The following is a 23,831-nucleotide window of genomic DNA, read 5'->3' as shown; positions in this document are numbered from 1 at the left end:
CTCACGGGGGAGCTCGTACGCATGGCAGGCGGAGGATTCAGCAAGTTGCCGAACGGCAGTGTGGTCGTCGCGATCACCCTGCCGGCCCCGGCGGAGGGCCCCGGCCCGGGCACCCCCGTCCGGGTCCTGGTGCACGCGGCGAACCGGGCCCGCGCCCTGACCCGGCTGCGCAACCTCGGCCTGCGCGCCGTCTACCTGCGGGGCAACGCCGAGCCGCCCACCCCGGACGAGATCACCGCCGTCCTGCACCACCCGGACGGCGTCCTGTGGCGCGCGAGACCCGGCTGCGCCCAGGAGCTCTGGCACCCCATCCGTGCCCTGCTGCGGCCCGCCGCGCCGACGGTCCCGGCAGGCAGGGGCTGAGCCCGGGCCCGCGCGCTCAGACGACCGGCGCGCCGGTCAGCGTCACGCCCGCGCCGCGCAGCTCGGCCAGCGCCCGCCGCGTCGTCGCCTCGGCGACGCCCGCGGTCAGGTCCAGCAGCACCTTCGTGGCGAAGCCCTCGCGCGCGGCGTCCAGCGCGGTCGCGCGCACGCAGTGGTCGGTCGCGATGCCGACCACGTCGACCTCGCGGACGTCCCGCTCGCGCAGCCAGTCGGCGAGCCCGGTGCCGTTCTCGTCCAGCCCCTCGAAGCCGCTGTACGCCGCCGCGTGGGCGCCCTTGTCGAACACCGTGTCGATGGCCCCGGAGGCGACCGCGGGGGCGAAATTGGGGTGGAAGCCCACGCCCTCGGTCCCGGCCACGCAGTGCGGCGGCCAGGAGTGCTCGAAGTCGGGCGTCGCCGAGAAGTGGTCCCCGGGATCGATGTGGTGGTCCCGGGTGGCCACGACGTACCGGTAGGCGGGCCGGCTCTCGCCGATCAGGTCGGTGATGGCGGCGGCGACATCGGCACCCCCCGCCACGGCGAGGCTCCCGCCCTCACAGAAGTCGTTCTGAACGTCCACGACGATCAAGGCGCGGTGCATGGTGGGTGTCCTTCGGGGAGTGGGGGAGCGGTACGGGGGACGGTCCGAGCCTAGAGATTCCAGCGGTCCAATCAAGCGCGCCCTCGCCACGAATCGGGCCCGTCGCGCGAATGAAGCCGGTCCGGCGGCCGAGGGCAGGACGTCACCCCGGAACCCCCGGGGCTGCACGGCGCGCCGTCACACGTACTCCGTGGGGATGACCGCCTCGCCGCGCGACAACTGCATCGCCGACAACGGCAGCCCCGCCCGCGCCGCGATGTGCCGCTCACGCGCCGCGTCCAGCGGCTCACGCGCCACCACCTCACCGCCCCGGACCAGCTCCACCAGCAGCTGCCGGCCGGCCAGCTCCTCCGGCACCGGGCCGGTGCCGATCACCTCGGCCTCGGCCACGCCCTCCTCGTCCAGCCGGCGCGCCGCCCACTTGCGGCCGCCCTTGGACGACTTCGCGCCCATCGACTTCTTCGCGACCGGCCGCAGCTCGTCGGCCGGGTCGCCGGAGTCCGCACGGGCGACGAGCTTGTAGACCATCGAGCACGTGGGGTGCCCGCTGCCCGTGACGAGCTGCGTGCCCACCCCGTACGCGTCCACCGGCGCGGCGGCCAGCGAGGCGATGGCGTACTCGTCCAGGTCCGAGGTCACCACGATCTTCGTCTCCGTGGCGCCCAGCTCGTCCAGCTGCTGGCGCACCCGGTGGGCGACGAGCAGCAGGTCGCCCGAGTCGATCCGGACCGCACCCAGCTCAGGCCCGGCGATCTCGACCGCCGTGCGGACCGCCTCGGCCACGTCGTACGTGTCCACCAGCAGCGTCGTACCGCGCCCCAGCGAGTCCACCTGGGCCCGGAACGCGTCCCGCTCCGAGTCGTGCAGCAGGGTGAACGCATGGGCGCTCGTGCCGACCGTCGGGATGTTGTAGCGGAAGCCGGCCGCCAGGTCGGAGGTGGTGTCGAAGCCGCCGACGTACGCGGCACGCGCCGAGGCGACCGCCGACAGCTCGTGCGTGCGCCGCGCGCCCATCTCGATCAGCCGCCGCCCGCCCGCCGCCGCGGACATCCGGGAGGCCGCCGCGGCGATGGCCGAGTCGTGGTTGAGGATCGACAGGATCACCGTCTCCAGCAGCACGCACTCGGCGAACGAGCCCTCCACCCGCAGGACCGGCGAGCCCGGGAAGTAGACCTCACCCTCCGGGTAGCCCCAGATGTCGCCGCCGAACCGGTAGTCCGCCAGGTAGTCCAGCGTCGGACCGTCCACGACCGCCTGGTCGCGCAGGAAGCCCAGCATCTCCTCGTCGAAGTGGAAGTTCTCCACCGCGTCCAGGACCCGCCCGGTGCCCGCGACGACGCCGTAGCGCCGCCCCTCCGGCAGCCGGCGGGTGAACGCCTCGAAGACCGAGCGCCGCCCGGCCGTCCCGGCCTTCAGCGCGGCCTGCACCATCGTGAGCTCGTACTGGTCGGTGAAGAGCGCTGTCGACGGCACACCGACCCGTCGCCCAAGGTCCGCAGAGTTCATGCAGGGGATGCTACCCCTATTTCGTCAAAGTGACGAGATGGGGGTGTCGGGGCGGGGCCGTTTGTGCGCCGGGCCCCCGCGAGTGGCAGCATGGGACAGGTGAGCGTCGCCCCTACAGAGATCGAACGTCCCGAATCGGCCGAGGACCACCTCGTCGTCCCCGAGCCCGACGTCCCCTGGGTGACGCTGGTCCACAACGACCCGGTCAACCTCATGAGCTACGTGACCTATGTCTTCCAGGCGTACTTCGGCTACTCCAAGGACAAGGCGCACAAGCTGATGCTCGACGTCCACCAGAAGGGCCGCGCCGTCGTCTCCAGCGGCAGCCGCGAGGAGATGGAACGCGACGTCCAGGCCATGCACGGCTACGGGCTGTGGGCCACGCTCACCCAGGACCGCAACTAGCACCGCACCGCACCGCACGGCCCACCCGCACCGCCCGACCATCATCGGAGAGAACCCATGGCCGGCCACTTCGAGGCCACTCCCGGCGGCGGCGCGGCCGTCGCGCTCGACGAGGTGGAGATCGCGATCCTGCGTTCCCTCGCCGTCCAGCTGCTCGAACTCATCGGCCCCGGCGACGAGCCCGCCGAGGACGAGGACCCGCTCGCCGCGCTCTTCGCCGAGGGCCCCAGCGAGCCGCCCGCCGACCCCGCCCTGGCCCGCCTCTTCCCCGAGGCCTACGGCGACGAGGACGACGAACTGCGCGCCGCGTCCGCCGAATTCCGCCGGTACACCGAGAACGACCTGCGCACCCGCAAGCGCGAGGACGCGCTCGCCGTCGTACGGACACTGGACGCGCTGACCCCGGCCGGCGACAGGGCGGCCGTCCTCACGCTCACCGCCGACGAGTGCCGCCACTGGCTCGGCTCGCTCAACGACCTCCGGCTCACCATCGGCACCCGCCTGGAGGTCGGCGACGAGGACGAGGGCGAGGAGAGCCCGCTCTACCGGCTCCCGGACAGCGACCCCCGCAAGCCCATGGTCATGGCCTACCTCTGGCTCGGCGCCCTCCAGGAGACCCTGGTCGAGACCATGATGCCGTGACCCCGGGCACCCGCCCCGGGGCGGTGTTCGCTCAACGGACGCTCAAATCCGAATAACGATCACGTCACCTGAACGGTCTTCTTTGCAGCGCCCGTTCCGCCTTGTCCGCTTTTACTTGTGGTGTGCGCCACAAAACTTCCGCCGGACCGCCGTCACGCCCGTGATAAATCTTCACGACCACCCGGGAACGACACCCCTGTTCCCGGGTAGGCGCTATCAGCCGGTGACCACCGGCGGCACTCCATCCGTATCCGGGGGGATCAGGACCTGATCCGCGGCCGAAAGGCGCGGATCGGCGTGGAGAAAGGCGCATTCACATGACATCGGCGCAGATAGACGACAAGGGGCCCGACGGCCCGCACGCCGCGGCCGTGGACGCCGCTCCCTCGGCCGAGGGCTATCAAAGAGCACTCGGCGCCCGCCAGATCCAGATGATCGCGATCGGCGGAGCCATCGGCACCGGGCTCTTCCTCGGCGCCGGCAAGGCCATCGCCAAAGCCGGACCCAGCCTCATCCTGGCCTACGCCATCGCGGGCCTGGTCATCTTCTTCATCATGCGCGCACTCGGCGAACTCCTCATGTACCGCCCGGTCTCGGGCTCCTTCTCGGAGTACGCACGCGAATTCATCGGCCCCTTCGCGGGCTTCGTCACCGGCTGGACGTACTGGCTGTTCTGGGTCGTCACCGGAATCACCGAAGTCACCGCGGCGGCCCAGTACATGACGTTCTGGTTCGACATCCCGCAATGGGTGTCGGCCCTGGTCTTCACGATCATTCTCTACGGCGTGAACCTCATCTCCGTGAAGCTCTTCGGCGAGCTGGAGTTCTGGTTCTCGATGGTCAAGGTCACCGCCATCGTCGGCATGATCCTCATCTGCGCCGGAATCCTCACCCTCGGCTTCTCCGACGCCGGGGACACCGCGACCGTCACCCACCTGTGGTCCGACGGCGGCTTCTTCCCGCACGGCGTCAAGGGCACCCTGATGACCCTGCAGATCGTGATGTTCGCCTTCCTCGCCGTCGAACTCGTCGGCGTCACCGCCGGCGAGTCCAAGGACCCCAAGACCGTCCTGCCCAAGGCCATCAACACCGTGCCCTGGCGCATCGCCGTCTTCTACGTCGGCGCCCTGATCATGATCCTCTCGGTGGTGCCCTGGACCGAGTTCTCGCCCGGCGTCTCCCCGTTCGTGGAAGCCTTCAAGAAGATGGGCCTCGGCGTCGGCGCCGGCATCGTCAACTTCGTCGTCCTCACCGCCGCGCTCTCCTCCTGCAACTCCGGCATGTACTCCACCGGCCGCATGCTGCGCGACCTCGCGCTCAACGGCCAGGGACCGAAGCTCTTCACCCGGCTTACCCGCAGCGGCACCCCGCTCATCGGCACCACCTTCTCCGCGGCCCTCATGCTCGTCGGGGTGTGGGTCAACTACCAGTGGCCCGGCGACGCCTTCACCTACGTCGTCTCCTTCGCCACCATCTCCGGAATGTGGGCCTGGATCATGATCCTGATCAGCCAGATCCGCTACCGCCGCCTCGCCGACCGCGGACTGCTCCCGCAGTCCTCCTTCCGGGCCCCCGGAGCCCCGTACACCAGCGGCTTCGCGCTCGCGTTCCTCGCCCTGGTCGTCGTCATGATGGGCATCGACGAGGACGCCAGGATCTCGCTCTACTGCGCCCCGCTCTGGGCCCTCATCCTCGGCGTCTCCTACCTGGTCCTGAAGTCCAGGAACCCGGAGGGCAAGGCCTTCGCGGAACGCGTCAAGCGCTGAACCGCACGCCCCCGACCCGGGCCGTCCCACGATGCGGGCTCCCGCGTACCACTCCTCGGTACGCGGGGGCCCGCCGTCCTATCCTGGGCGCCATGCTGACCATCACCCAGACGCTGTACGACCAGATCGTCGCGCACGCCCGCGCCGACCACCCCGACGAGGCGTGCGGCGTCGTCGCCGGACCCGCCGGCAGCGGCCGCCCCGAGCGCTTCATCCCCATGCTCAACGCCGCGCGCTCGCCCACCTTCTACGAGTTCGACTCCGCCGACCTGCTCAAGCTCTACCGCGAGATGGACGACCGCGACGAGGAGCCGGTGATCGTCTACCACTCGCACACCGCGACCGAGGCGTACCCCTCGCGCACCGACGTCACGTACGCCAACGAGCCCGGCGCCCACTACGTCCTCGTGTCCACCGCGGACACCGACGACGAGGGCCCCTTCCAGTTCCGCTCGTACCGCATCGTGGACGGCGAGATCACCGAGGAGGAGGTCCGGGTGGTGGAGGCGTACCCGGCCGCCTGAACACCCCACCGGTGCGACAGGGCCGCGCGGACACGGCCCTGTCCGCCCACCGAACGTCAAACATCCACCAGGTGAGATCACACTCCGAATCCCGGACCGGGAATCGATACGATGACCGCATGGTTCCCCATGACGTGAGTGACAAGACGCCGGGCTCGCTGCTCGTGGCGCGCCTGCACGTCGACCTGTGCCGCCTCTCCAGCGCGATCTGTACGAACCACCGGTCCGCCGGCCGCGCGGTCTGAGCCGGGCCACCCCGGGCTCCGCCGACCGGCCGGGCGCCCACCGCACCACGTACCGACCCCCGCGCGGGGGCAGAGCCGCACGCCCCACGCCCACCGCCACCACTCCGCTTCGACAGGAGCCCACGCCATGGCCATCGAGGTCCGCATCCCGACCATCCTCCGCACCTACACCGACGGCGCCAAGGCCGTCGAGGGCCAGGGCGACACCCTCGCCGACCTCTTCACGGACCTGGAGACCCGCCACACCGGCATCCGCGAGCGGATCGTGGACGGCGACCAGCTGCGCCGCTTCGTCAACGTCTACCTGAACGACGAGGACGTCCGCTTCCTGGACGGAATCTCCACCAAGCTCAGCGACGGCGACAGCATCACCATCCTCCCGGCCGTCGCCGGCGGCATGAACTGATGCGCTTCGACAGCCCGCTCGCCGCAGTGGGCAACACCCCGCTCGTCCGCCTGCCGCGGCTGTCACCCTCGGACGACGTCCGCATCTGGGCCAAGCTGGAGGACCGCAACCCCACCGGCTCCGTCAAGGACCGCCCCGCGCTCCACATGGTCGAACAGGCCGAGAAGGACGGCCGGCTCACCCCCGGCTGCACGATCCTGGAGCCCACCAGCGGCAACACCGGCATCTCGCTCGCCATGGCGGCCAAGCTCAAGGGCTACCGCATCGTGTGCGTGATGCCCGAGAACACCTCCCAGGAACGCCGCGACCTCCTCGCCATGTGGGGCGCCGAGATCATCTCCTCGCCGGCGGCCGGCGGCTCCAACACCGCGGTCCGCGTCGCCAAGGAGCTCTCGGCCGAGCACCCGGACTGGGTGATGCTCTACCAGTACGGCAACCCCGACAACGCGGGCGCGCACTACGCGACGACCGGCCCGGAGATCCTCGCCGACCTCCCCTCGGTCACCCACTTCGTCGCGGGGCTCGGCACGACCGGCACCCTGATGGGCGTCGGCCGGTACCTGCGGGAGCACGTCGAGGGCGTCAGGATCGTGGCCGCCGAGCCGCGCTACGACGACCTCGTCTACGGCCTGCGCAACCTCGACGAGGGCTTCGTCCCCGAGCTGTACGACGCGTCGGTGCTGACCACGCGCTACTCGGTCGGCTCCGCCGACGCGGTCACCCGCACCCGCGAACTCCTCCAGCAGGAGGGGATCTTCGCGGGCATCTCCACGGGAGCGGCGCTGCACGCCGCGATCGGCGTCGGCAACAAGGCGGTGAAGGCGGGGGAGACCGCTGACATCGTCTTCGTCGTGGCCGACGGAGGCTGGAAGTACCTGTCCACGGGCGTGTACACCGCGCCGACCACGGAGGCGGCGATCGCCACGCTGCAGGGCCAGCTCTGGGCGTAACCCGTGCCCGAAGGGGCTGGATCCGGCTGCTGCCGGATCCAGCCCCTCCGGCGTTCGAGGAGCGGGGTCCGGGGCGGCGCCCCGGTCACGGGAAGGGGCGGGCAGGGGAAGGCCACCCGAACCGGTGACAGCGCAGGTGAGTTCCCCCACAACGAGCCACCCCGAAGGAGCGACCCGCACTTTCGCGCCTTACGCTCAACGAACCCGCACCGCGAGAACCGCACGAACCCTCCCCGTTCCCACGTCTCGGAGGTTCACGCTCCATGAAGCTCACCGTCGTCGGCTGCTCCGGCTCCTTCCCCTCCGCGGGATCGGCATGCTCGAGCTACCTCGTAGAGGCCGACGGCTTCCGGCTGCTCCTCGACATGGGCAACGGCGCCCTCGGCGAGCTGCAGCGCCACATCGGTCTCTACGACCTCGACGCCATTTTCCTCAGCCACCTGCACGCCGACCACTGCATCGACATGTGCGCGTACTTCGTCGTCCGCTACTACCCGCACGGCGGCGACCGCCCCGCCCGCCTCCCGGTCTACGGCCCCGAGGGCACGGAGCAGCGGCTCACCACCGCGCACGCCGACACCCCGTCCGACCACGCGATGAGCGAGGTCTTCGACTTCCACACGCTGAAGCCGGGCTGGTTCGAGCTCGGCCCCTTCTCGGTGCGTACGGAGAAGCTCCGGCACCCCGTGGACACGTTCGGCATCCGCATCGAGCACGGCGGCTCCTCGCTCACGTACTCCGGCGACACCGGCATCTGCGAGGCCCTGGACGAGCTGGCCGAGGGCACGGACCTCTTCCTCTGCGAGGCGTCCTTCGTGCACGGCAAGGAGGACATCCCGGACCTCCACCTCAACGGCCGCGAGGCCGGCGAGCTGGCGGCCCGGGCGGGCGCCGGACGCCTCGTGCTCACGCACATCCCGCCGTGGACCGACGCCGAGCGCAACCTCGCCGACGCCCGCGAGGTCTTCACCGGCCCGACGGAGCTCGCGGCGCCGGGCGCGGTGTACGAAATCTGAGCGACGCGCCCGTACGCGTACGACGAAGCCCTCACCTTCCGCCGGGAGGGTGAGGGCTTCGAGCTGCCGGGCCGGACCTACTTGGTCAGGTCCTCGACCTCCTCCTCGGGCTCGCGGCCCGGGGTGGTGAGGTTGAACTTGACGATCGCGAAGCGGAAGGTCACGTAGTAGATCACCGCGAAGACCAGACCGATCGGGATGATCATCCACGGCTTCGTGGCGTGGGTCCAGTTCAGTGCGTAGTCGATGAACCCGGCCGAGAAGTTGAAGCCCGCGTGGACGCCCAGGCCCCAGGTGATGGCCATCGAGGCGGCCGTCAGCACGGCGTGCAGGACGTACAGCACCGGCGCGATGAACATGAACGAGAACTCGATCGGCTCGGTCACACCGGTGACGAACGAGGTCAGCGCGAGCGAGACCATCATGCCCATCACGGCCTTGCGGCGCTCGGGGCGGGCGCAGTGCGCGATGGCGATCGCGGCGGCCGGGAGGCCGAACATCATGATCGGGAAGAAGCCGGACTGGAACATACCGGCGCTCGGGTCGCCGGCCAGGAAGCGCGTGATGTCACCGTGGACGACCTCGCCGGCCGAGTTGGTGAAGTCACCGAGCTGGAACCAGGCGACGGTGTTGACGAACTGGTGCATGCCGATCGGGATCAGCGCGCGGTTGACGCCACCGAACAGGGCGGCGCCGCCGGAGCCGAGACCGGTCATCCACTCGCCGAAGTTGGAGATGCCGTCACCGATCGGCTCCCAGACCAGGCCGAAGAAGACACCGACGATGACGCCGACGAAGGCCATGATGATCGGGACCAGGCGGCGGCCGTTGAAGAAGCCGAGCCAGTCGACCAGCTTGGTGCGGTGGAACCGCTGCCACAGGACCGCGGCGAGCAGACCCATGATGATGCCGCCCAGGACACCGGGGTCGTTGTACGTCGCGGCGGTGTCCGCGCCCTTCTGGATCACGGCCTCGGTGACCGGGAAGGCCTGCAGGACCTTGCTGTAGACGAGGAAGCCGACGAGCGCGGCGAGCGCGGTCGAGCCATCGGACTTCTTGGCGAAACCGATGGCCACGCCTATGCAGAACAGGATCGGGAGGCTGCCGGTGATGGCACCGCCCGCGTTGTTGAAGACGGCGGCGACCTTGTCCCAGCCAAGACCGTCCTTGCCGAAGATGTCGTCCTGGCCCAGGCGCACCATGATGCCGGCGGCCGGCAGCACCGCGATCGGCAGCTGCAGGCTGCGACCCACCTTCTGCAGGCCCTGGAACAGGCCGGAGCCCCGCTTCTTCGCGGGGGCCGCCGTAGCGGTGGCCGTACTCATCAACTTCCTCCAGTAAGCAAGGCGCCGCCGGGGACAGGGGGTTTTGGGTGGGCGACGACTCGAGAAACGTGTCGCGCGAAGCTTCACGTGGTCTGGACCACTGAGTGGTGTAGACCAGTTGTAGCACGGTGAGGGTTAGATAAGGAACCTGCAATTTGCGACTACTTCGCAGCAGCTGACGCATACGCACCGTGACATGCGAAAAGCCCCCGGACCGCATGGTCCGGGGGCCCCGCTCACAAGATCAGAGACCTTGCGTAATGGCTATTTCGTGAGGTTCCTCTCGATGTCCTCCTCCACCTCCTCGGGCTCGCGCCCGGGGGTCGGCAGATTGAACTTGGTGATCGCGAACCGGAAGATCACGTAATAGACCACCGCGAAGCAGAGCCCGATCGGGATGATCAGCCACGGCTTCGTATCCAGGTGCCAGTTGACGACGTAGTCGATCAGCCCGGCCGAGAAGCTGAACCCCGCGTGCACCCCGAACGCCCAGGTCACGCCCATGGACACACCGGTCAGGATCGCGTGCACCCCGTACAGCAGAGGCGCGACGAACAGGAACGAGAACTCCAGCGGCTCCGTCACACCCGTCACGAACGACGTCAGCGCGACGGACAGCATCAGCCCCGCCACCTCCTTGCGCCGCTCCGGCCGCGCGGTGTGCGCGATGGCCAGCGCCGCCGCGGGCAGCCCGAACATCATGATCGGGAAGAAGCCCGAGGTGAACTGCCCGGCCGACGGGTCCCCGGCGAAGAACCGGGAGATGTCGCCCTGGACCGTCCCGCCGTCGCCGGTGAACTCGCCCGCCTGGAACCAGAAGAACGTGTTCAGGAACTGGTGCATGCCGATCGGGATCAGCAACCGGTTGGCGAAACCGAAGATCGCCGCGCCCCAGGCGCCCAGATCGATCAGCTGCTTGGCGAACCAGGTCAGCGCGTCCCCCACCGGCTGCCACAGCAGTCCGAACAGCACGCCCAGGACCGCGCAGAGGAAGGCCATCAGGATCGGGACCAGCCGGCGGCCGTTGAAGAAGCCGAGCCAGTCGACCAGCTTGGTGCGGTGGTAGCGCTGCCAGACCACGGCGGTCAGCAGCCCGATGATGATCCCGCCCAGCACCCCCGGATTCTGCGGCACCCCCTCCGGGACGTCCTTGGTCACCGAACCGTCCACCGGGAACGCCGTCAGCACCCCCCGGTAGACCAGGAAACCGGCCACCGCGGCGAGCGCCGTCGAGCCGTCCGCCTTCTTCGCGAAGCCGATCGCGACCCCGATGCAGAAGAGCAGCGGCAGGCCCAGCTCACCGTCGAGGATCGCGCTCCCGCCGTTGAGGAGGACCTTCGCGGTCTTGTCCCAGAAGCGGCCGTGCAACGAGGAGTCGAAGAGGTTGCCCAGGCTCACCAGCAGGCCCGCCGCGGGCAGGACCGCCACCGGGAGCTGCAGGCTGCGGCCGACCTTCTGCAGGCCCTGGACCGGCCCGTTCCACCACTTCCGCTGCGGTAGCGCGGCCGCGTTCGAACTCATCGGCATCCTCCCGGAACACGCCTGGTTTGGCGGTCGTCGCATACTGGTGTAGACCAGTCGCGATACGGTGCGGAGCCCGGCCCGGAAGGCGGGGCACCGGTGATCGTCATCATTGGGGACCGTGCGGTTGCCCGCCCGAGAAGTTGGGCCAACCGTGCGTTACCGTGACGAAACGGACCCATGGTGGGCCGTCGCACGCACATGAGGAACCAGGGAGAAGGCCATGGCCAGCAAGGCTGAGAAGATCGTCGCCGGGCTCGGCGGACTCGAGAACATCGAAGAGGTCGAGGGCTGCATCACGCGCCTCCGCACCGACGTCGTCGACCCCAGCAAGGTCGACGAAGCCGCGCTCAAGGCCGCCGGCGCGCACGGCGTCGTCAAGATGGGCAACGCGATCCAGGTCGTCATCGGCACCGACGCGGACCCGATCGCGGCGGAGATCGAAGACATGATGTGACCGCCTGAACCCACCCCCGCAGGCCCCGCCCACCCCGGACGGGGCCTGCGGCGCACCCGGAAACCGGGCCCCCCGCCACCCGATAGGCTCGGCGCCATGTCTCGTATCGACGGCCGCACCGCCGACCAGCTCCGACCCGTCACCATCGAACGCGGATGGAGCAAGCACGCCGAAGGTTCCGTGCTCATCTCCTTCGGCGACACCAAAGTCTTCTGCACCGCCTCCGTCACCGAAGGCGTCCCCCGCTGGCGCAAGGGCAGCGGCGAAGGCTGGGTCACCGCCGAATACTCGATGCTGCCCCGCTCCACCAACACCCGCGGCGACCGCGAATCCGTACGCGGCAAGATCGGCGGCCGGACCCACGAGATCAGCCGGCTCATCGGCCGCTCCCTGCGCGCCGTCATCGACTACAAGGCCCTCGGCGAGAACACCATCGTCCTGGACTGCGACGTCCTCCAGGCCGACGGCGGCACCCGCACCGCCGCCATCACCGGCGCCTACGTCGCCCTCGCCGACGCCGTCGCCTGGGCCCAGGGCAAGAAGATCATCAAGCCCGGCCGCAAGCCGCTGACCGGCACCGTCGCCGCCATCAGCGTCGGCATCGTGGACGGCACCCCGCTCCTCGACCTCTGCTACGAGGAAGACGTCCGCGCCGAGACCGACATGAACGTCGTCTGCACCGGCGACGGCCGCTTCGTGGAAGTCCAGGGCACCGCCGAGGCCCAGCCCTTCGACCGCACCGAGCTGGGCGCCCTGCTCGACCTCGCCACCGCCGGCTGCGTCGACCTCGCCAAGCTCCAGACCGAGGCACTGGCCACCACCCTGGGCGCCTGAAAAAGGCAGACCGAAAAGGTAAAGAGGCAACCAAGCCCCACCCAGCGGCGTCGATACGCATACGGGCGCACGGGTCGAACCGTGCGCCCGTCCGCGCATCCGCACCCGGGGAGGGACCACACCATGGCCGCGCGCCACCGGCTCCACCGCACCGCACTGGCCGTCACCGCCGTACTCGTCACCGCCACCGCCGCGGCCGGCTGCGGCGCCCTCGACAAGACGCTCGACTGCGTCCGCACCGCCGACGCCATCGCCACCAGCGTCGACAACCTCCGCCAGGCCGTGACCAACGCCTCCAACGACCCCACCCAGGCATCCGAAGCCCTGGACCAGATCCAGGACGAGCTCGGCAACCTCGGCGACAAGACGGACGACGCCGACCTCTCCAAGGCCGTGGACGACCTCCGCTCCGGCGTCACCAACGTCCGCGACGCCATCGACAAGGGCGACGCCACCCCCGACATCACGCCGGTCACCGACGCCGCCGGCGAGATCGCCAAGGTCTGCACCCCCTGACGCACGGATGCCCCCGGCGGCACCCAGACCGCCGGGGACACCCGGACCCGGCTCAGCTCAACCCGGTTCGGCTCGGCTCAGCTCAACTCGGCTCGGCTCAGCCCGGTTCGGCTCACGACGAGGCGAGACCCTTCCAGAACGCGTAGTGGTGGTCCGCCGCGAAATCCGTCCGGCCGACGCGCCCCGACGCCAGACGCTGCACATACGCGTCGCCGTCCGTGAACCGCCGCCACGCCGGCAGCCCCGGACCGTCCATCCGACCGGTGCTCGCGAACCGGCTCCAATAACCCACCACCGTCTCCGACAGCCCCGCCTGCGCCGCGTCCAACGGCTCGAACAGCTCGTTCTCGAACAGGTACGCCAGATCCGTCATGTGACCCGTACCCAGCGAGAAGCTCGCCGGACGCGGCACGTTCCGGAAATACGGCGCCGACGCCTCGGCGAACTCGTACGCGTACACCGACGTGTGCCGCGCCAGCGCCCGCTGGGTGTCCAGTGCCGCCGTCGACCACTCCGCATCCGTCAGCACCGCCGACAGCGCCGCCCCCGGAGCCGCGTACCGCTCCACCGGATACTCCGCCAGCACCGCCGCCGCGTCCGCCCCGAACCGCGCCGCCACCTTCTCCGCGTACCCCTCCGCGGTCAGCGGCCTCCCCGTCATGAGCTCGTCCATACCGGCCAGCCCGCTCATCTCGTCGCGCGTCGAACCGTGCAGCACCGGCACCCGCGCGAACCGCCCCGCCGCGATCGCCCGCGCCGGCGCCTCCGGCACCACCTCACCGTCCACCACCGGCCGGTACCCGTCATGACCGGACACCGACGCGGCGACCAGGTCGGCCGTCGACAGGGCCCGCATACGGGCGTCGACATCCCCCACGCCCCCGCCCAGGGCCGCCGCGACGACCGCCTCGCCCTGCTCCTCCGCCCGCGCCCGGGTGAACGAACCGTCCGGCCCGACACACCCCGCACTCTGCAGAATCGCCTTGTGGAACAGCCCCCGCGCCCCCGGTGACACCAGCTGGGCGCACACGCTGTACGCCCCGCCCGACTGGCCCATGAGCGTCACATTGCCCGCATCCCCGCCGAACGCACCCGCGTTGCGCGCCACCCACCGCAGCGCCGCCTGCTGGTCGAGCAGCCCCAGATTCGCCGGAGCCCGCAGACCGGGCGCCGACAGGAACCCGAACGCCCCCAGCCGGTAATTCACCGTCACCACCACCGCGCCCTGCCGCGCCGCCGCCAGCTTCGCCGCGCCGTAGCTCGCCCCGTCCCCGTACGCGAAGCTCCCGCCGTGAATCCACACGATCACCGGCCGGGGCCTCGCCGACCGGCCGGCCGGCGTCGTCACGTTCAGATACAGGCAGTCCTCGCTGCCCCCGCCCGCGATCGCGATCGGCTGGTCCGTGGGCTGCGCGCACGCGTTCCCCGGCGTCCGGGCATCCAGCGTGCCGGACCACGGCCGGACCGGCTGCGGCTTCCTCCACCGCAGCTCGCCGGTCGGCGCAGCCGCGTACGGGATGCCCTGGAACGTGCGCACCGCGCCGGTGACCGCCCCCTGCACGGGGCCTTCGGCGGTCACCACCCGGGCGGGGAGGGGGCGCTCCGAGGCCTCGGCGACCGGTGCCGCGACCGCTGCGGTCAGCGCCGAGCCGACGACGGCCGCGGCGAGGGCGGTGACACGGGACTTCAGGGGACTCATACGGACTCCAGAGCTCGACGTGGTCTTCGGTGCGCCTGCGGGACCAACGTAGCGGCGCATTGGGCGATCGTGCAAGACGTATGTATGAGGCGGTCGCGCAAGACGTGCGCGTCAGGCGTTCGCCCCACCCCCTCGGGCCGCCCTAGGATGCGGCGCATGGGAATGGGAAACCGCGAGAAGCTGCTGGAAGCGGCCAGGAAGTGCCTCTTCGAGAAGGGGTACGAACGCACCACGGTCCGCGACCTCGCCTCGGCGGCGGGCGTCAGCATGGCGGCCATCGGCTACCACTTCGGCTCCAAGGAGGCCCTGCTCAACCAGGCCCTCTTCGAAGCGCTCGACTCGGGCGGGCAGGCCCTCGGGCCGGCCGGGCGCGACGGCGATGTCCAGGCCCTCTGGCACCGCCTGATCGAGGCGTTCTCGGCCGACAGGACCTTCTGGCTGGCCAACCTGGAGACGATCCTGCGCGCCCAGCGCGACCCGGAGCTCCGCGAGCAGGTCGCCTCAGGACTGCGGCAGGGGCGCAGCGGCATGGCCCACGAGGTCACCGGGACGCCCGAGGACGAACTCTCCGAGGAGACCGTGCGCACCCTCGGCTCGGTGCAGCTCGCCCTGGTCGGCGGTCTGATGATGCAGCACATCACCGACCCGGAGTCGGCCCCCACCGCCGACGAGGTGCTGGCCGGCATCCGCGCCCTGGCCGCCGCCCTGCCCGACGAAACGTGACACCGGACCGGGCGATACTGGGCGCATGACCCGCCTCATCCTCGCCACCCGCAACGCCGGGAAGATCACCGAACTCCACGCGATCCTCGCCGACGCGGGCCTTGACCACGAGCTCGTCGGCGCCGACGCCTATCCGGAGGTGCCCGACGTCAAGGAGACCGGCGTCACCTTCGCCGAGAACGCCCTGCTCAAGGCCCATGCCCTAGCCCAGGCCACCGGTCACCCGGCGATCGCCGACGACTCCGGCCTCTGCGTGGACGTCCTCGGCGGCGCCCCCGGCATCTTCTCGGCCCGCTGGTCCGGCACCCACGGCAACGACCGCGCCAACCTGGACCTGCTCCTCGCCCAGCTCGGTGACATCTCCGACCCCCATCGCGGGGCCCACTTCGCCTGCGCCGCCGCCCTGGCCCTCCCGGACGGCACGGAGCGCGTGGTCGAGGGCCGCCTGACGGGCACCCTCCGCCACACCCCCGCCGGCGGCTACGGCTTCGGCTACGACCCGATCCTCCAGCCGGACGGCGAGACGCGCACCTGCGCGGAACTGACCCCGGCGGAAAAAAACGCGATCAGCCACCGGGGCAAGGCGTTCCGCGCCCTGGCCCCGGTGGTGCGGGAGCTGGTGGGGTGAGACGCCGATGGGCCGCCCCGGAGGGCGGCCCATCACGGTGTGCGGCCGGTGGGATTCGAACCCACACAGGATTTCTCCCAGATGCCCCTAAAACACCCGCCGATACCAGTTTGGCTACGGCCGCGCAGCTGGTCTCAGCTTACTGCCCTCTGCGGAGGGAGTGCAGTGGGTATCAGCCCTCTTTCAACGCCGCGCGCGGGTGCCGCCCCTGCACCACGTGCTGGTCACCGCATGGCAGTTCGGGCACAGGAGCCGCAGATTCTCTCTGCGATCGTCTCCCCAGTCTCCGTTGATGTGATCAACCTCCAACGTCATCGGCTTACCCCGCCAGATCGTGCCTGTTCCGCACTCGGCGCATTCTTCGGGGACGCCGACCTCGCGGAGAGCGCGTCGCAACAGCGCGGCCTTCGTGCGGTGACGGCCATCGTGCCGCACCAAGATGCGGTCAGCGGGCTTCAGCGGGGTGGTTCCGGCACGCCCCCGTTGATGTCCTTGCCCCAGGAAGTGGCTGATGGTGAGCCCCTCCTCCGCGAGCCAGGCGCGCAACTGCTTCCGCTGGCTCGCGTTGTCGGTGCGGCCCAGTCGCCTCAAGGTGTCGGCGATGGAAACGGCTGAGGCCACGGCAGCTGCGAGTTCCGCTGGTGAGGGACGGTCCCCTGCTCCGCGGCAGCCGCGGCGTGGAAAGTGGGACACGTCGATCCCGAAATGCTCGAAGCGGCGAAATATATGGCGTCCGAGTTGCCCGTAGGGGCGGGTGCCCAGAAAGTCGATGACCTCCTGGATGTTGGCGCACTTCTCCGCAGCTTCGACCAGCAGTTCCCGTGTGTAGCGGATTCCCGAACTCACTGGCCCTCACTCCGCGCCAGTGTGCGCCTCTTCTTGCCGCGACCTCGGTATGTGTCGGTTGTCGAGTGACAGTTCGGGCAGAGAAGTCTCAGATTCTGAGGCTGGTTGTTCCGCCAGTTGCCGTCAACGTGATCGACCTCAAGAGGCAGAGGCTGGTGCCGCCAGACGGGTTCAGTGCCGCACTGGGCGCAACACTCGGGGACACCCATGGCGATCATGGCTCGCTTCAGTCGCTCGCCGGGGACGCGGTGAGCGAGTGTCTGAGTCCGGTCGACGAGTAGTTCCTCCGGGCGCCGGCGGCGCGTCTCGCCCTTCCTTGACGGTGCCGCGAAGTGCGATGTGTCGAGGCCATACGCCTTGATCCTCCGACTGATGTTCGTGTGGTGTCCGCCGACCAGGTCGAGTCCGAGGCGCCGCAGTACCTCCTGCACGCTTTTTGACGCAGCGACCACGGGCTCGAGGATTTCTTTGGTCCAGCGAGTCCCCTCGCGCTCGAAGTGCTTGGTGTCCAGCCCCATCTTCCGAATCCGTTCGCGGAGGTAGGCCCGGGTGCTGCTCTTCGGATCGACCTCGAGTTTCGTCAATGCTTCGGACAGCGTTCGCGACGATGAGACGGCCTCCGAGAGCCGCTCGCGTGTATAAGGGCTGGCTGGCATATTCCCCTCCGCATCCGGCCGCGCGTTCGCGGCCCCGTACGGAGTAACGAACCGACTATCGGAGTGTCACGTCCGATATCCGACAAGATGCGGAACGGCCCGTACCGCTTCGAGGGGAAGCCGTACGGGCCGTGGCCGGGGGCGGGGGTCAGAACTTCGGGTCCGGGGTCTGGGCCGCGACCAGTTCTTCCGCCTCCTCCGTCGTCTCCACCGACGGCGGGGAGCCCGCCAGCGGGCGGTTCGCGGTTTCCTTCATGCAGGCCACCGCGATCACGCCCACCAGGGCCGCCGCCATCGAGTAGTACGCCGGCATCAGGTTGGTGCCGGAGACGCTGATCAGGGCCGTGATCACCAGCGGAGTCGTACCGCCGAAGATCGACGCCGAGAGGTTGTAGCCCACCGAGAGCGAGCCGTAGCGGACGTTCGTCGGGAACAGGGCCGGGAGCGCCGCCGACATCGTGCCGAGCATGCAGACCAGGGAGAGGCCCAGCATCAGCATGCCGATGATGATCGCGGCGATGCTGCCCTGGCGGATCAGGAGGAACGCCGGGAGGGAGAAGACCAGGAAGCCGAGCATGCCGGTCATCAGGAGGGGCTTGCGGCCGAAGCGGTCGGAGAGCTTGCCGACCTGGTTGATGATCAGCATCAGGAACACCATGACGCCGAGCAGGATCAGCAGGCCGTGCGTCTCGCTGTAGCCGAGCTCGTCGGAGAGGTACGTCGGCATGTACGACAGCAGCATGTAGTCGGTGATGTTGTACGCGCCGACCAGGCAGATGCAGAGGATCAGCGTCGGCCAGTAGTCGCGGAAGATCTTCGCGAGGTCGCCCTTCGCCGTCGTCTCGACGCTGTCCGCCGCCTCCGTGGCGTGTGCCGTGCCGCCCTCCAGCTTCTGGAAGGCCGGGGTCTCGTCCAGGCGCAGTCGCAGGTAGAGGCCGACGAGGCCGAGCGGGCCGGCGACGAGGAACGGTACGCGCCAGCCCCAGGACTCCATCTGGGCGTCGTTGAGGACCGCGTACAGCAGGGTCACCAGGCCCGCGGCGCCCACGTAACCGGCGAGCGTGCCGAACTCCAGGAAGCTGCCGAAGAAGCCGCGTCGCTTGTCGGGGGCGTACTCCGCGATGAAGGTCGAGGCGCCGCCGTACTCGCCGCCCGTCGAGAAGCCCTGGAGCATGCGGAAGAAGATCAGCAGGACCGCGGCCCAGACGCCGATGGACTCGTGGGAGGGGATCACGCCGATCGCGAAGGTGCCGATCGCCATCATGATCATCGTGAGGGCGAGGACCTTCTTGCGGCCGATCTTGTCGCCCATCGGGCCGAAGAACATGCCGCCGAGGGGCCGTACGAGGAAGGCGACCGCGAAGGTGGCGAACGAGGAGAGGAGCTCGGTGGTGTCGTTCCCGGACGGGAAGAAGACGTCGCCGATGGTGCCGGCCAGGTAGGAGTAGATGCCGAAGTCGAACCACTCCATGGCGTTGCCGAGGGAGGCCGCCTTGACCGCGCGCTTGACCGCCTGGTCGTCCGTGACCGTGATGTCGGTGCGCCGCAGCTTGGGGTTCTGGCGCTTCCGGATGGCACGGAACAGCGCGGGGTGGCGTTTGACCGCTTCCGGGTCGGCCACCTGGTGGGGGTCGGAGGCCGCCATGGCCGGTTCCTTTCCTCGGCAACTGTTACAGGAAAGGCTTCTGCGCGGACATGGCGGCCGCAAACCGGTTCGACGGAGGAATGGGATGTCCGTCACATGATTTCGGCCATTCAGCCCAGTGAATGGCCTGTTTCGGTCCGTTCCGTGCGGCTCGCGGACCGTCCCCGCCGTACCTCAGATCTTGAGGTCCTTGATGATCTTGGCGACATGGCCGGTGGCCTTGACGTTGTAGAAGGCGTGGGCGACCTTGCCCTCCTCGTCCACCACGACGGTGGACCGGATGACGCCCGTCACCGTTTTGCCGTAGAGCTTCTTCTCGCCGTACGCGCCGTACGCCTCAAGGGTCTCCTTGGCCGGATCGCCCACCAGTGTGACCTTGAGGTTCTCCTTCTCGCGGAACTTCGCGAGCTTCTCCGGCTTGTCCGGGGAGACCCCGATGACGTCGTAGCCGGCCTCGGCGAGCAGGTCGAGGTTGTCCGTGAAGTCGCACGCCTGCTTGGTGCAGCCGGGGGTAAGCGCCGCGGGGTAGAAGTAGACGATGACCTTGCGGCCCTTGTGGTCCGCGAGCGAGACGTCGTTGCCGTCGGCGTCGGGGAGGGTGAAGGCGGGGGCGGTGTCGCCGGGAGTGAGGCGCTCGCTCATGGTTCTCCTCGTTGGTACGTGGGGTCTAAGGGACCGAGCGTAATGGGGGTGCCGCCGGGTGCGGATGCGGCGGAACTGACAGACTGTCGATGAAGGTTTACCGGACGAGGACCACGGAGGCGGCGCGGTGTCGGATGCCAGGACCCCTGCGCAGATCGAGGCGGACATCATCAGCAGGCGCGAGCGGCTTGCGGTGGTACTCGATGAGATCGGGGTGCGGGTGCACCCGAAGACGATCATGGGTGACGCGAAGGCGAAGGTCGCCGGGACGGTGGACCGGACGGCCGGCCGGGCGTACGTGGCGGTGAACCGGGCGGTGTCGGACGTGAAGGCACAGTTCGTCTCGGAGACCGGCAGCCCCCGGCTGGAGCGGGTGATCCCGGCGGCGCTGCTCACGGTGGGCGTGGTCGGACTGGTGGTCGTCTCCTCGCGGCGCGGCAAGCGCTGACCCCTCGCGCGTGGCGGGCGCGCCGCCCGGTAGGTTGCGGGGCGTGAGCGAGAACACCGACGACAAGCTGCCCATCCGGATGCTGCACGACCGAGTGCTGGTCCGGTCCGAGTCGCCCGAGGGCGAGCGGCGTTCCGGCGGCGGCATTCTGATTCCCGCGACGGCCGCGGTCGGCCGTCGGCTGGCGTGGGCCGTGGTGGTGGCGGTGGGGCAGAACGTGCGGACGGTCGAGCCGGGTGACCGGGTGCTGTTCGATCCGGAGGACCGGGCGGAGGTCGAGGTGCGGGGTGTGGCGTACGTGCTGATGCGCGAGCGCGACCTGCACGCGGTGGCCGCGGACCGGTTCGAGGGTTCGGAGGACTCGACCGGGCTGTATCTGTAGATCCGCATCCGTGGAGACGTATCCCTAACGACGTATCCGTGGAGACGTATCCCTAGCGTCGTATTCGTTTCGTGGGCGAAGGGCCCGGTGACGGTTGTCACCGGGCCCTTCGGCTGTCCTTTGCTACGGTGGTGGGACCCGACGAGACGCGCCGTACCGGGTTTCGCAAAGACGACGCATCCGTGTTGTTGGCGTGTTCTGTCTCGTCGGAGGTGCTGTCGTGGCGTGGGTTCTGCTGGTGGTCGCCGGTCTGCTGGAGGTGGCCTGGTCGATCGGGATGAAGTACACCGAGGGGTTCACCCGGCTGTGGCCGAGTGTGTTCACGGGTCTGGGGATCGTGGCGAGCATGATGCTGCTGTCGCACGCGGCCCGGACGCTGCCGATCGGTACGGCGTACGGGGTGTGGGTCGGGATCGGCGCGGCGGGTGCCGCGGTCCTGGGCATGGTGGTGCTGCACGAGCCGGTGACGGCGGCCCGGATCTTCTTCGTGTGTCTGTTGCTGGTGTCCGTGGTGGGGCTGAAGGCCACTTCGGGGCACTGACGCCCGCGCCGGGCCCGGTTCAGGGGCGGGTGCTGGGGGCCCGCGTGCCTTTGGGTCCGTCGAGGGGGCCGCCGGTGTCGCCGCCCCCGCCCCCGGTGTCCCCGCCGTCGCCGCCCGTGTCCGTCCCGCCGTCCGTGGTGCCTCCGTCGCCGGTGCCTCCGGCCGGGTTGTCCGTGGTGCCGGGGGTGGTGCGCGGGGCGGAGGGGGGCTGGGACGGGGTGGTGGACCGGGTGCGGCGGGGGGTGGCCGAGGGGGTGCGGCGGCCGGTGTCGCCGGGGGCGGTGGACTGGGCGGTGGGCAGCGCGGTGTCGTCGGTGCCCTCCTCCACGTCGAGGTCGAAGCTGTGGGCGGGGGTGCCCTTGAGGGCTGCCGCGGTGTACTGGGCCCAGGTTTCGGCGGGGGCGCCGCCGCCGTTGATGCGGGGGAGTCCGAGTGCGCCGTAGAGGGGTTTCTGGGCGCCGGTGTCGGGGTTCTGGCCCATGACGGCGATGACGGTGGCGAGGTCGGGGGTGTAGCCGGCGAACCAGGCGGCCCGGTCCTCCTCGGCGGTTCCGGTCTTTCCGGCGGCGGGGCGGCCCGCGCCCTTGGCGGCGGTTCCGGTGCCGCCCTCGACGACGCTCCGCAGGATCGAGGTGGTGGTGTCGGCGGCCTCGCGGCTGACGGCCTGCTTCACCGTGCGGCCGGGCAGGGTGACCTTCTCGCCGTCCTTGGTGACCTCGCTGACCAGGACGTGGGCGCCGTGCTTGCCGTGGGCGGCGAGGGTGGCGTACGCCTCGGTCATGTCGAGGACGCTGGCGGTGGCGACGCCGAGGGCGATGGAGGGGGGGGGGGGGAGGGCGGAGGTGTCCTTGGGGATGCCGAGGTCGATGGCGGTCTGCCGGACCTTCTCGGGGCCGACGTCCTCGGCCATCTGGGCGTAGACGGCGTTGACGGACTTGTCGGTGGCTTCGGTCACCGTGATGGGGCCGTAGCTGCGGTCGTCCTCGTTGGCGGGGTCGTAGCCGGTGGGGCCGTCGGGGCCTTCGACCATGCGCTTGTTGGTGCCGTCGTAGATGGTGCTGGGGGTGATGCGGCGGCCGTCCTGGGTGGTGGAGCCGTTGGCGACGGCGGAGGTGAAGACGAACGGTTTGAAGGTGGAGCCGACCTGGTAGTCGCGACGGGTGGCGTTGTTGACGTACTGGCGGGTGTAGTCGATGCCGCCGTACATGGCGACGACGTGGCCGTTGGCGGGGTCGATGGAGGCGCCGCCGACCCGGACGTTGCGGTCGGGTGCGCGGTCGTCGTCGGTCTTGGACATGACCTTGTCCTCGACGGCTTCGACGAGGGCGTTCTGCTTCTCGCGCTGGAGTGTGGTGGTGATGCGGTAGCCGCGGGCGGCGAGGGTCTTCTCGTCGAGGATGTCGTTGCCGACGAGGTAGTCCTCGACGGCCTTGACGATGTAGCCGCGCTGTCCGGAGAGGCTGTTGGCGGGCTTGACGGGGCCGGGGACGGGGAAGGTCATCGCCTCGCGCTCGGCGGGGTCGAGCCACTTCTCCTTGACCATGCCGTCCAGTACGTAGTTCCAGCGGGCGACGGCGGCGGACTTGTTCTCGGGGAGGGCGACGACGTCGTAGGCGCTGGGGGCGTTGAGGAGGGAGGCGAGGTACGCGCCCTGGGCGGTGGTGACGTCGCCGATGTCCTTGCCGTAGTACGCCTGGGCGGCGGCCTGGATGCCGTAGGCGTTGCGGCCGAAGTAGCTGGTGTTGAGGTAGCCCTCCAGGATCTGGTCCTTGGACTGTTCGCGGTTGAGCTTGATGGCGATGAAGAATTCCTTGACCTTGCGGACGACGGTCCGTTCCTGGCCGAGGTAGTAGTTCTTGACGTACTGCTGGGTGATGGTCGAGCCGCCCTGTTTGCCCTTGCCGGTGAGGGTGTTCCAGCCGGCCCGGAACATCGCCTTCACGTCGACGGCGCGTTCGGAGTAGAAGTCGCGGTCCTCAGCGGCGAGGACGGCGTGCTGGACGCTGCGGGGGACCTGGGCGAGCTTGATGTTCTCGCGGTTGACGTCGCCGTCGCGGGCGATGACGGTGCCGTCGGCGTACAGGTAGACGTTGGACTGGGCGGTGGCGCTGGCGTTGGCGGCGGGGATGTCGACCAGTTGGTAGCCGGCGATGAAGCCGCCGATCAGGAGCAGGGCGATGAGGAGTACGCCGCCGAGGACCATGCGCCAGGTGGGGATGAGCCGCCGCCAGCCGGTGCGCTTGGGGCGTTTGGCCTTGCCGGGTTTCTTGCCGCCGGTGTTCTCGCCTGCCGGCGGGCCTTCACCGGTGGGGGCGGCGGCGTCGGCAGGCAGGTCCCTGGGGGCCCAGCCCGGGGGGTCGGTGTCCCCGTTCTGCTGCTGTGGCTCGTCGCTCATGTCGGTGCAGACTCCTCGGCCGCGGTCAGTTCCCCCATAGTGCCCTTTTCTGGCGCATATCCCTTGGATCGACGGCCGAAAAGCGCTCGCGGCGGCTGTCCCGGCCGGGCTAGGGTTCTGCGCTTTGGTGTCCACGCGCGGTGCGGCAC

The 23,831-nt window shown here is 69.8% G+C and carries 27 protein-coding genes, 1 tRNA gene and 1 riboswitch; of the genes, 17 read left to right on the top strand and 11 right to left on the bottom strand.

The features are described 5' to 3' along the window. The first annotated feature begins 21 nt into the window (after nucleotides 1-21). The gene (locus FKN01_RS03520) at nucleotides 22-363 is read left to right on the top strand and encodes a hypothetical protein (RefSeq protein ID WP_185992721.1); all 342 of its coding nucleotides are present in this window, start codon (nucleotides 22-24) and stop codon (nucleotides 361-363) included. A 16-nt stretch (nucleotides 364-379) separates the two neighbouring features. On the opposite strand, the gene FKN01_RS03515 is transcribed toward FKN01_RS03520, so the two are convergent. Together FKN01_RS03515 and FKN01_RS03510 are read right to left on the bottom strand one after the other, a co-directional pair. Beyond that, on the bottom strand, nucleotides 380-964 hold the full coding sequence (locus FKN01_RS03515) for an isochorismatase family protein (RefSeq protein ID WP_143616206.1): 585 nt from the start codon (nucleotides 962-964) through the stop codon (nucleotides 380-382). A 177-nt stretch (nucleotides 965-1,141) separates the two neighbouring features. Then, complete coding sequence (locus FKN01_RS03510; RefSeq protein ID WP_143616204.1) at nucleotides 1,142-2,470, bottom strand: nicotinate phosphoribosyltransferase; 1,329 nt, start codon at nucleotides 2,468-2,470, stop codon at nucleotides 1,142-1,144. 90 nt (nucleotides 2,471-2,560) lie between these two features. Between FKN01_RS03510 and clpS the strand changes: the two genes are divergently transcribed. The 8 genes from clpS (at nucleotide 2,561) to FKN01_RS03470 (ending at nucleotide 8,424) form a co-directional block, all read left to right on the top strand. Further along, on the top strand, nucleotides 2,561-2,875 hold the full coding sequence (gene clpS / locus FKN01_RS03505) for an ATP-dependent Clp protease adapter ClpS (protein WP_073964985.1): 315 nt from the start codon (nucleotides 2,561-2,563) through the stop codon (nucleotides 2,873-2,875). 57 nt (nucleotides 2,876-2,932) lie between these two features. Beyond that, on the top strand, nucleotides 2,933-3,517 hold the full coding sequence (locus FKN01_RS03500) for a DUF2017 domain-containing protein (RefSeq protein WP_143616201.1): 585 nt from the start codon (nucleotides 2,933-2,935) through the stop codon (nucleotides 3,515-3,517). 317 nt (nucleotides 3,518-3,834) lie between these two features. Beyond that, nucleotides 3,835-5,283, top strand: a complete 1,449-nt coding sequence (locus tag FKN01_RS03495) for an amino acid permease (RefSeq protein WP_143616199.1) — start codon at nucleotides 3,835-3,837, stop codon at nucleotides 5,281-5,283. A 92-nt stretch (nucleotides 5,284-5,375) separates the two neighbouring features. Beyond that, complete coding sequence (locus FKN01_RS03490) at nucleotides 5,376-5,807, top strand: Mov34/MPN/PAD-1 family protein (protein WP_143616197.1); 432 nt, start codon at nucleotides 5,376-5,378, stop codon at nucleotides 5,805-5,807. Nucleotides 5,808-5,926: 119 nt separating this feature from the next. After that, a complete protein-coding gene (locus tag FKN01_RS32970) occupies nucleotides 5,927-6,052 on the top strand; it encodes a putative leader peptide (RefSeq protein ID WP_260696758.1) in 126 nt (41 codons plus the stop codon). A gap of 127 nt (nucleotides 6,053-6,179) precedes the next feature. Next, nucleotides 6,180-6,458, top strand: a complete 279-nt coding sequence (locus FKN01_RS03480; protein ID WP_143616195.1) for a MoaD/ThiS family protein — start codon at nucleotides 6,180-6,182, stop codon at nucleotides 6,456-6,458. After that, complete coding sequence (locus FKN01_RS03475; protein WP_143616194.1) at nucleotides 6,458-7,408, top strand: PLP-dependent cysteine synthase family protein; 951 nt, start codon at nucleotides 6,458-6,460, stop codon at nucleotides 7,406-7,408. The genes FKN01_RS03480 and FKN01_RS03475 overlap by 1 nt, the downstream gene beginning before the upstream one ends. A 263-nt stretch (nucleotides 7,409-7,671) precedes the next feature. Next, a complete protein-coding gene (locus FKN01_RS03470; protein WP_143616193.1) occupies nucleotides 7,672-8,424 on the top strand; it encodes an MBL fold metallo-hydrolase in 753 nt (250 codons plus the stop codon). A gap of 77 nt (nucleotides 8,425-8,501) precedes the next feature. Here the strand turns inward: FKN01_RS03470 and FKN01_RS03465 are convergent, their stop codons facing one another. Continuing rightward, the gene (locus FKN01_RS03465) at nucleotides 8,502-9,749 is read right to left on the bottom strand and encodes a PTS transporter subunit EIIC (protein WP_143616192.1); all 1,248 of its coding nucleotides are present in this window, start codon (nucleotides 9,747-9,749) and stop codon (nucleotides 8,502-8,504) included. A 264-nt stretch (nucleotides 9,750-10,013) separates the two neighbouring features. Next, the gene (locus tag FKN01_RS03460) at nucleotides 10,014-11,270 is read right to left on the bottom strand and encodes a PTS transporter subunit EIIC (protein WP_143616191.1); all 1,257 of its coding nucleotides are present in this window, start codon (nucleotides 11,268-11,270) and stop codon (nucleotides 10,014-10,016) included. Nucleotides 11,271-11,493: 223 nt separating this feature from the next. Between FKN01_RS03460 and FKN01_RS03455 the strand changes: the two genes are divergently transcribed. The 3 genes from FKN01_RS03455 (at nucleotide 11,494) to FKN01_RS03445 (ending at nucleotide 13,077) form a co-directional block, all read left to right on the top strand. After that, on the top strand, nucleotides 11,494-11,727 hold the full coding sequence (locus FKN01_RS03455; RefSeq protein WP_143616190.1) for a glucose PTS transporter subunit EIIB: 234 nt from the start codon (nucleotides 11,494-11,496) through the stop codon (nucleotides 11,725-11,727). A gap of 96 nt (nucleotides 11,728-11,823) precedes the next feature. Continuing rightward, on the top strand, nucleotides 11,824-12,561 hold the full coding sequence (gene rph / locus FKN01_RS03450) for a ribonuclease PH (protein WP_143616189.1): 738 nt from the start codon (nucleotides 11,824-11,826) through the stop codon (nucleotides 12,559-12,561). A gap of 123 nt (nucleotides 12,562-12,684) precedes the next feature. Continuing rightward, nucleotides 12,685-13,077, top strand: a complete 393-nt coding sequence (locus FKN01_RS03445; protein WP_143616188.1) for a hypothetical protein — start codon at nucleotides 12,685-12,687, stop codon at nucleotides 13,075-13,077. Between the two features lie 112 nt (nucleotides 13,078-13,189). Here the strand turns inward: FKN01_RS03445 and FKN01_RS03440 are convergent, their stop codons facing one another. Beyond that, nucleotides 13,190-14,776, bottom strand: a complete 1,587-nt coding sequence (locus FKN01_RS03440; RefSeq protein WP_143616187.1) for a carboxylesterase/lipase family protein — start codon at nucleotides 14,774-14,776, stop codon at nucleotides 13,190-13,192. A gap of 162 nt (nucleotides 14,777-14,938) precedes the next feature. On the opposite strand from FKN01_RS03440, the gene FKN01_RS03435 reads away from it, so the two are divergent. Both FKN01_RS03435 and rdgB read left to right on the top strand, forming a co-directional pair. Continuing rightward, a complete protein-coding gene (locus FKN01_RS03435; protein WP_143616374.1) occupies nucleotides 14,939-15,499 on the top strand; it encodes a TetR/AcrR family transcriptional regulator in 561 nt (186 codons plus the stop codon). Nucleotides 15,500-15,524: 25 nt separating this feature from the next. Next, complete coding sequence (rdgB, locus tag FKN01_RS03430; RefSeq protein WP_143616186.1) at nucleotides 15,525-16,127, top strand: RdgB/HAM1 family non-canonical purine NTP pyrophosphatase; 603 nt, start codon at nucleotides 15,525-15,527, stop codon at nucleotides 16,125-16,127. A gap of 40 nt (nucleotides 16,128-16,167) precedes the next feature. Here the strand turns inward: rdgB and FKN01_RS03425 are convergent. The 5 genes from FKN01_RS03425 to bcp all read right to left on the bottom strand — a co-directional run bounded on the left by FKN01_RS03425 (nucleotide 16,168) and on the right by bcp (nucleotide 19,916). Continuing rightward, nucleotides 16,168-16,251 (bottom strand) — tRNA-Leu (locus FKN01_RS03425). Nucleotides 16,252-16,310: 59 nt separating this feature from the next. Next, the gene (locus FKN01_RS03420; RefSeq protein ID WP_143616185.1) at nucleotides 16,311-16,973 is read right to left on the bottom strand and encodes an HNH endonuclease; all 663 of its coding nucleotides are present in this window, start codon (nucleotides 16,971-16,973) and stop codon (nucleotides 16,311-16,313) included. Further along, the gene (locus tag FKN01_RS03415) at nucleotides 16,970-17,629 is read right to left on the bottom strand and encodes an HNH endonuclease signature motif containing protein (RefSeq protein ID WP_143616184.1); all 660 of its coding nucleotides are present in this window, start codon (nucleotides 17,627-17,629) and stop codon (nucleotides 16,970-16,972) included. The genes FKN01_RS03420 and FKN01_RS03415 overlap by 4 nt, the downstream gene beginning before the upstream one ends. A 148-nt stretch (nucleotides 17,630-17,777) precedes the next feature. Further along, nucleotides 17,778-19,274, bottom strand: coding sequence for a glycine betaine/L-proline transporter ProP (gene proP / locus FKN01_RS03410; RefSeq protein ID WP_143616183.1), 1,497 nt, complete (start codon nucleotides 19,272-19,274; stop codon nucleotides 17,778-17,780). Nucleotides 19,275-19,448: 174 nt separating this feature from the next. Beyond that, entirely contained in the window at nucleotides 19,449-19,916 is a 468-nt protein-coding gene (gene bcp, locus FKN01_RS03405) for a thioredoxin-dependent thiol peroxidase (protein WP_073863676.1), read from the bottom strand. A 127-nt stretch (nucleotides 19,917-20,043) separates the two neighbouring features. Between bcp and FKN01_RS03400 the strand changes: the two genes are divergently transcribed. From FKN01_RS03400 to FKN01_RS03390, 3 genes are all read left to right on the top strand, one after another. Beyond that, nucleotides 20,044-20,364 carry a DUF3618 domain-containing protein gene (locus FKN01_RS03400; protein ID WP_143616182.1) on the top strand — a complete coding sequence of 107 codons (321 nt, stop codon included), beginning with the start codon at nucleotides 20,044-20,046 and terminating at the stop codon, nucleotides 20,362-20,364. Between the two features lie 43 nt (nucleotides 20,365-20,407). Continuing rightward, the gene (locus tag FKN01_RS03395; protein ID WP_018105628.1) at nucleotides 20,408-20,746 is read left to right on the top strand and encodes a co-chaperone GroES; all 339 of its coding nucleotides are present in this window, start codon (nucleotides 20,408-20,410) and stop codon (nucleotides 20,744-20,746) included. Between the two features lie 112 nt (nucleotides 20,747-20,858). Continuing rightward, a riboswitch (guanidine-III (ykkC-III) riboswitch) is annotated at nucleotides 20,859-20,927 on the top strand. 39 nt (nucleotides 20,928-20,966) lie between these two features. Further along, nucleotides 20,967-21,287: a multidrug efflux SMR transporter gene (locus FKN01_RS03390; protein WP_143616181.1), complete on the top strand. Its 321-nt coding sequence runs from the start codon at nucleotides 20,967-20,969 to the stop codon at nucleotides 21,285-21,287. A gap of 19 nt (nucleotides 21,288-21,306) precedes the next feature. Here the strand turns inward: FKN01_RS03390 and FKN01_RS03385 are convergent, their stop codons facing one another. Then, nucleotides 21,307-23,682, bottom strand: coding sequence for a transglycosylase domain-containing protein (locus FKN01_RS03385; protein ID WP_143616180.1), 2,376 nt, complete (start codon nucleotides 23,680-23,682; stop codon nucleotides 21,307-21,309). Between the last annotated feature and the right edge of the window lie 149 nt (nucleotides 23,683-23,831).

This window comes from Streptomyces sp. 130 (assembly GCF_007096885.1).
Classification (GTDB): domain Bacteria; phylum Actinomycetota; class Actinomycetes; order Streptomycetales; family Streptomycetaceae; genus Streptomyces.
The sequence above is the reverse complement of the archived record's forward strand: the minus strand, read 5'-3'. Positions and strand labels throughout refer to the sequence as shown.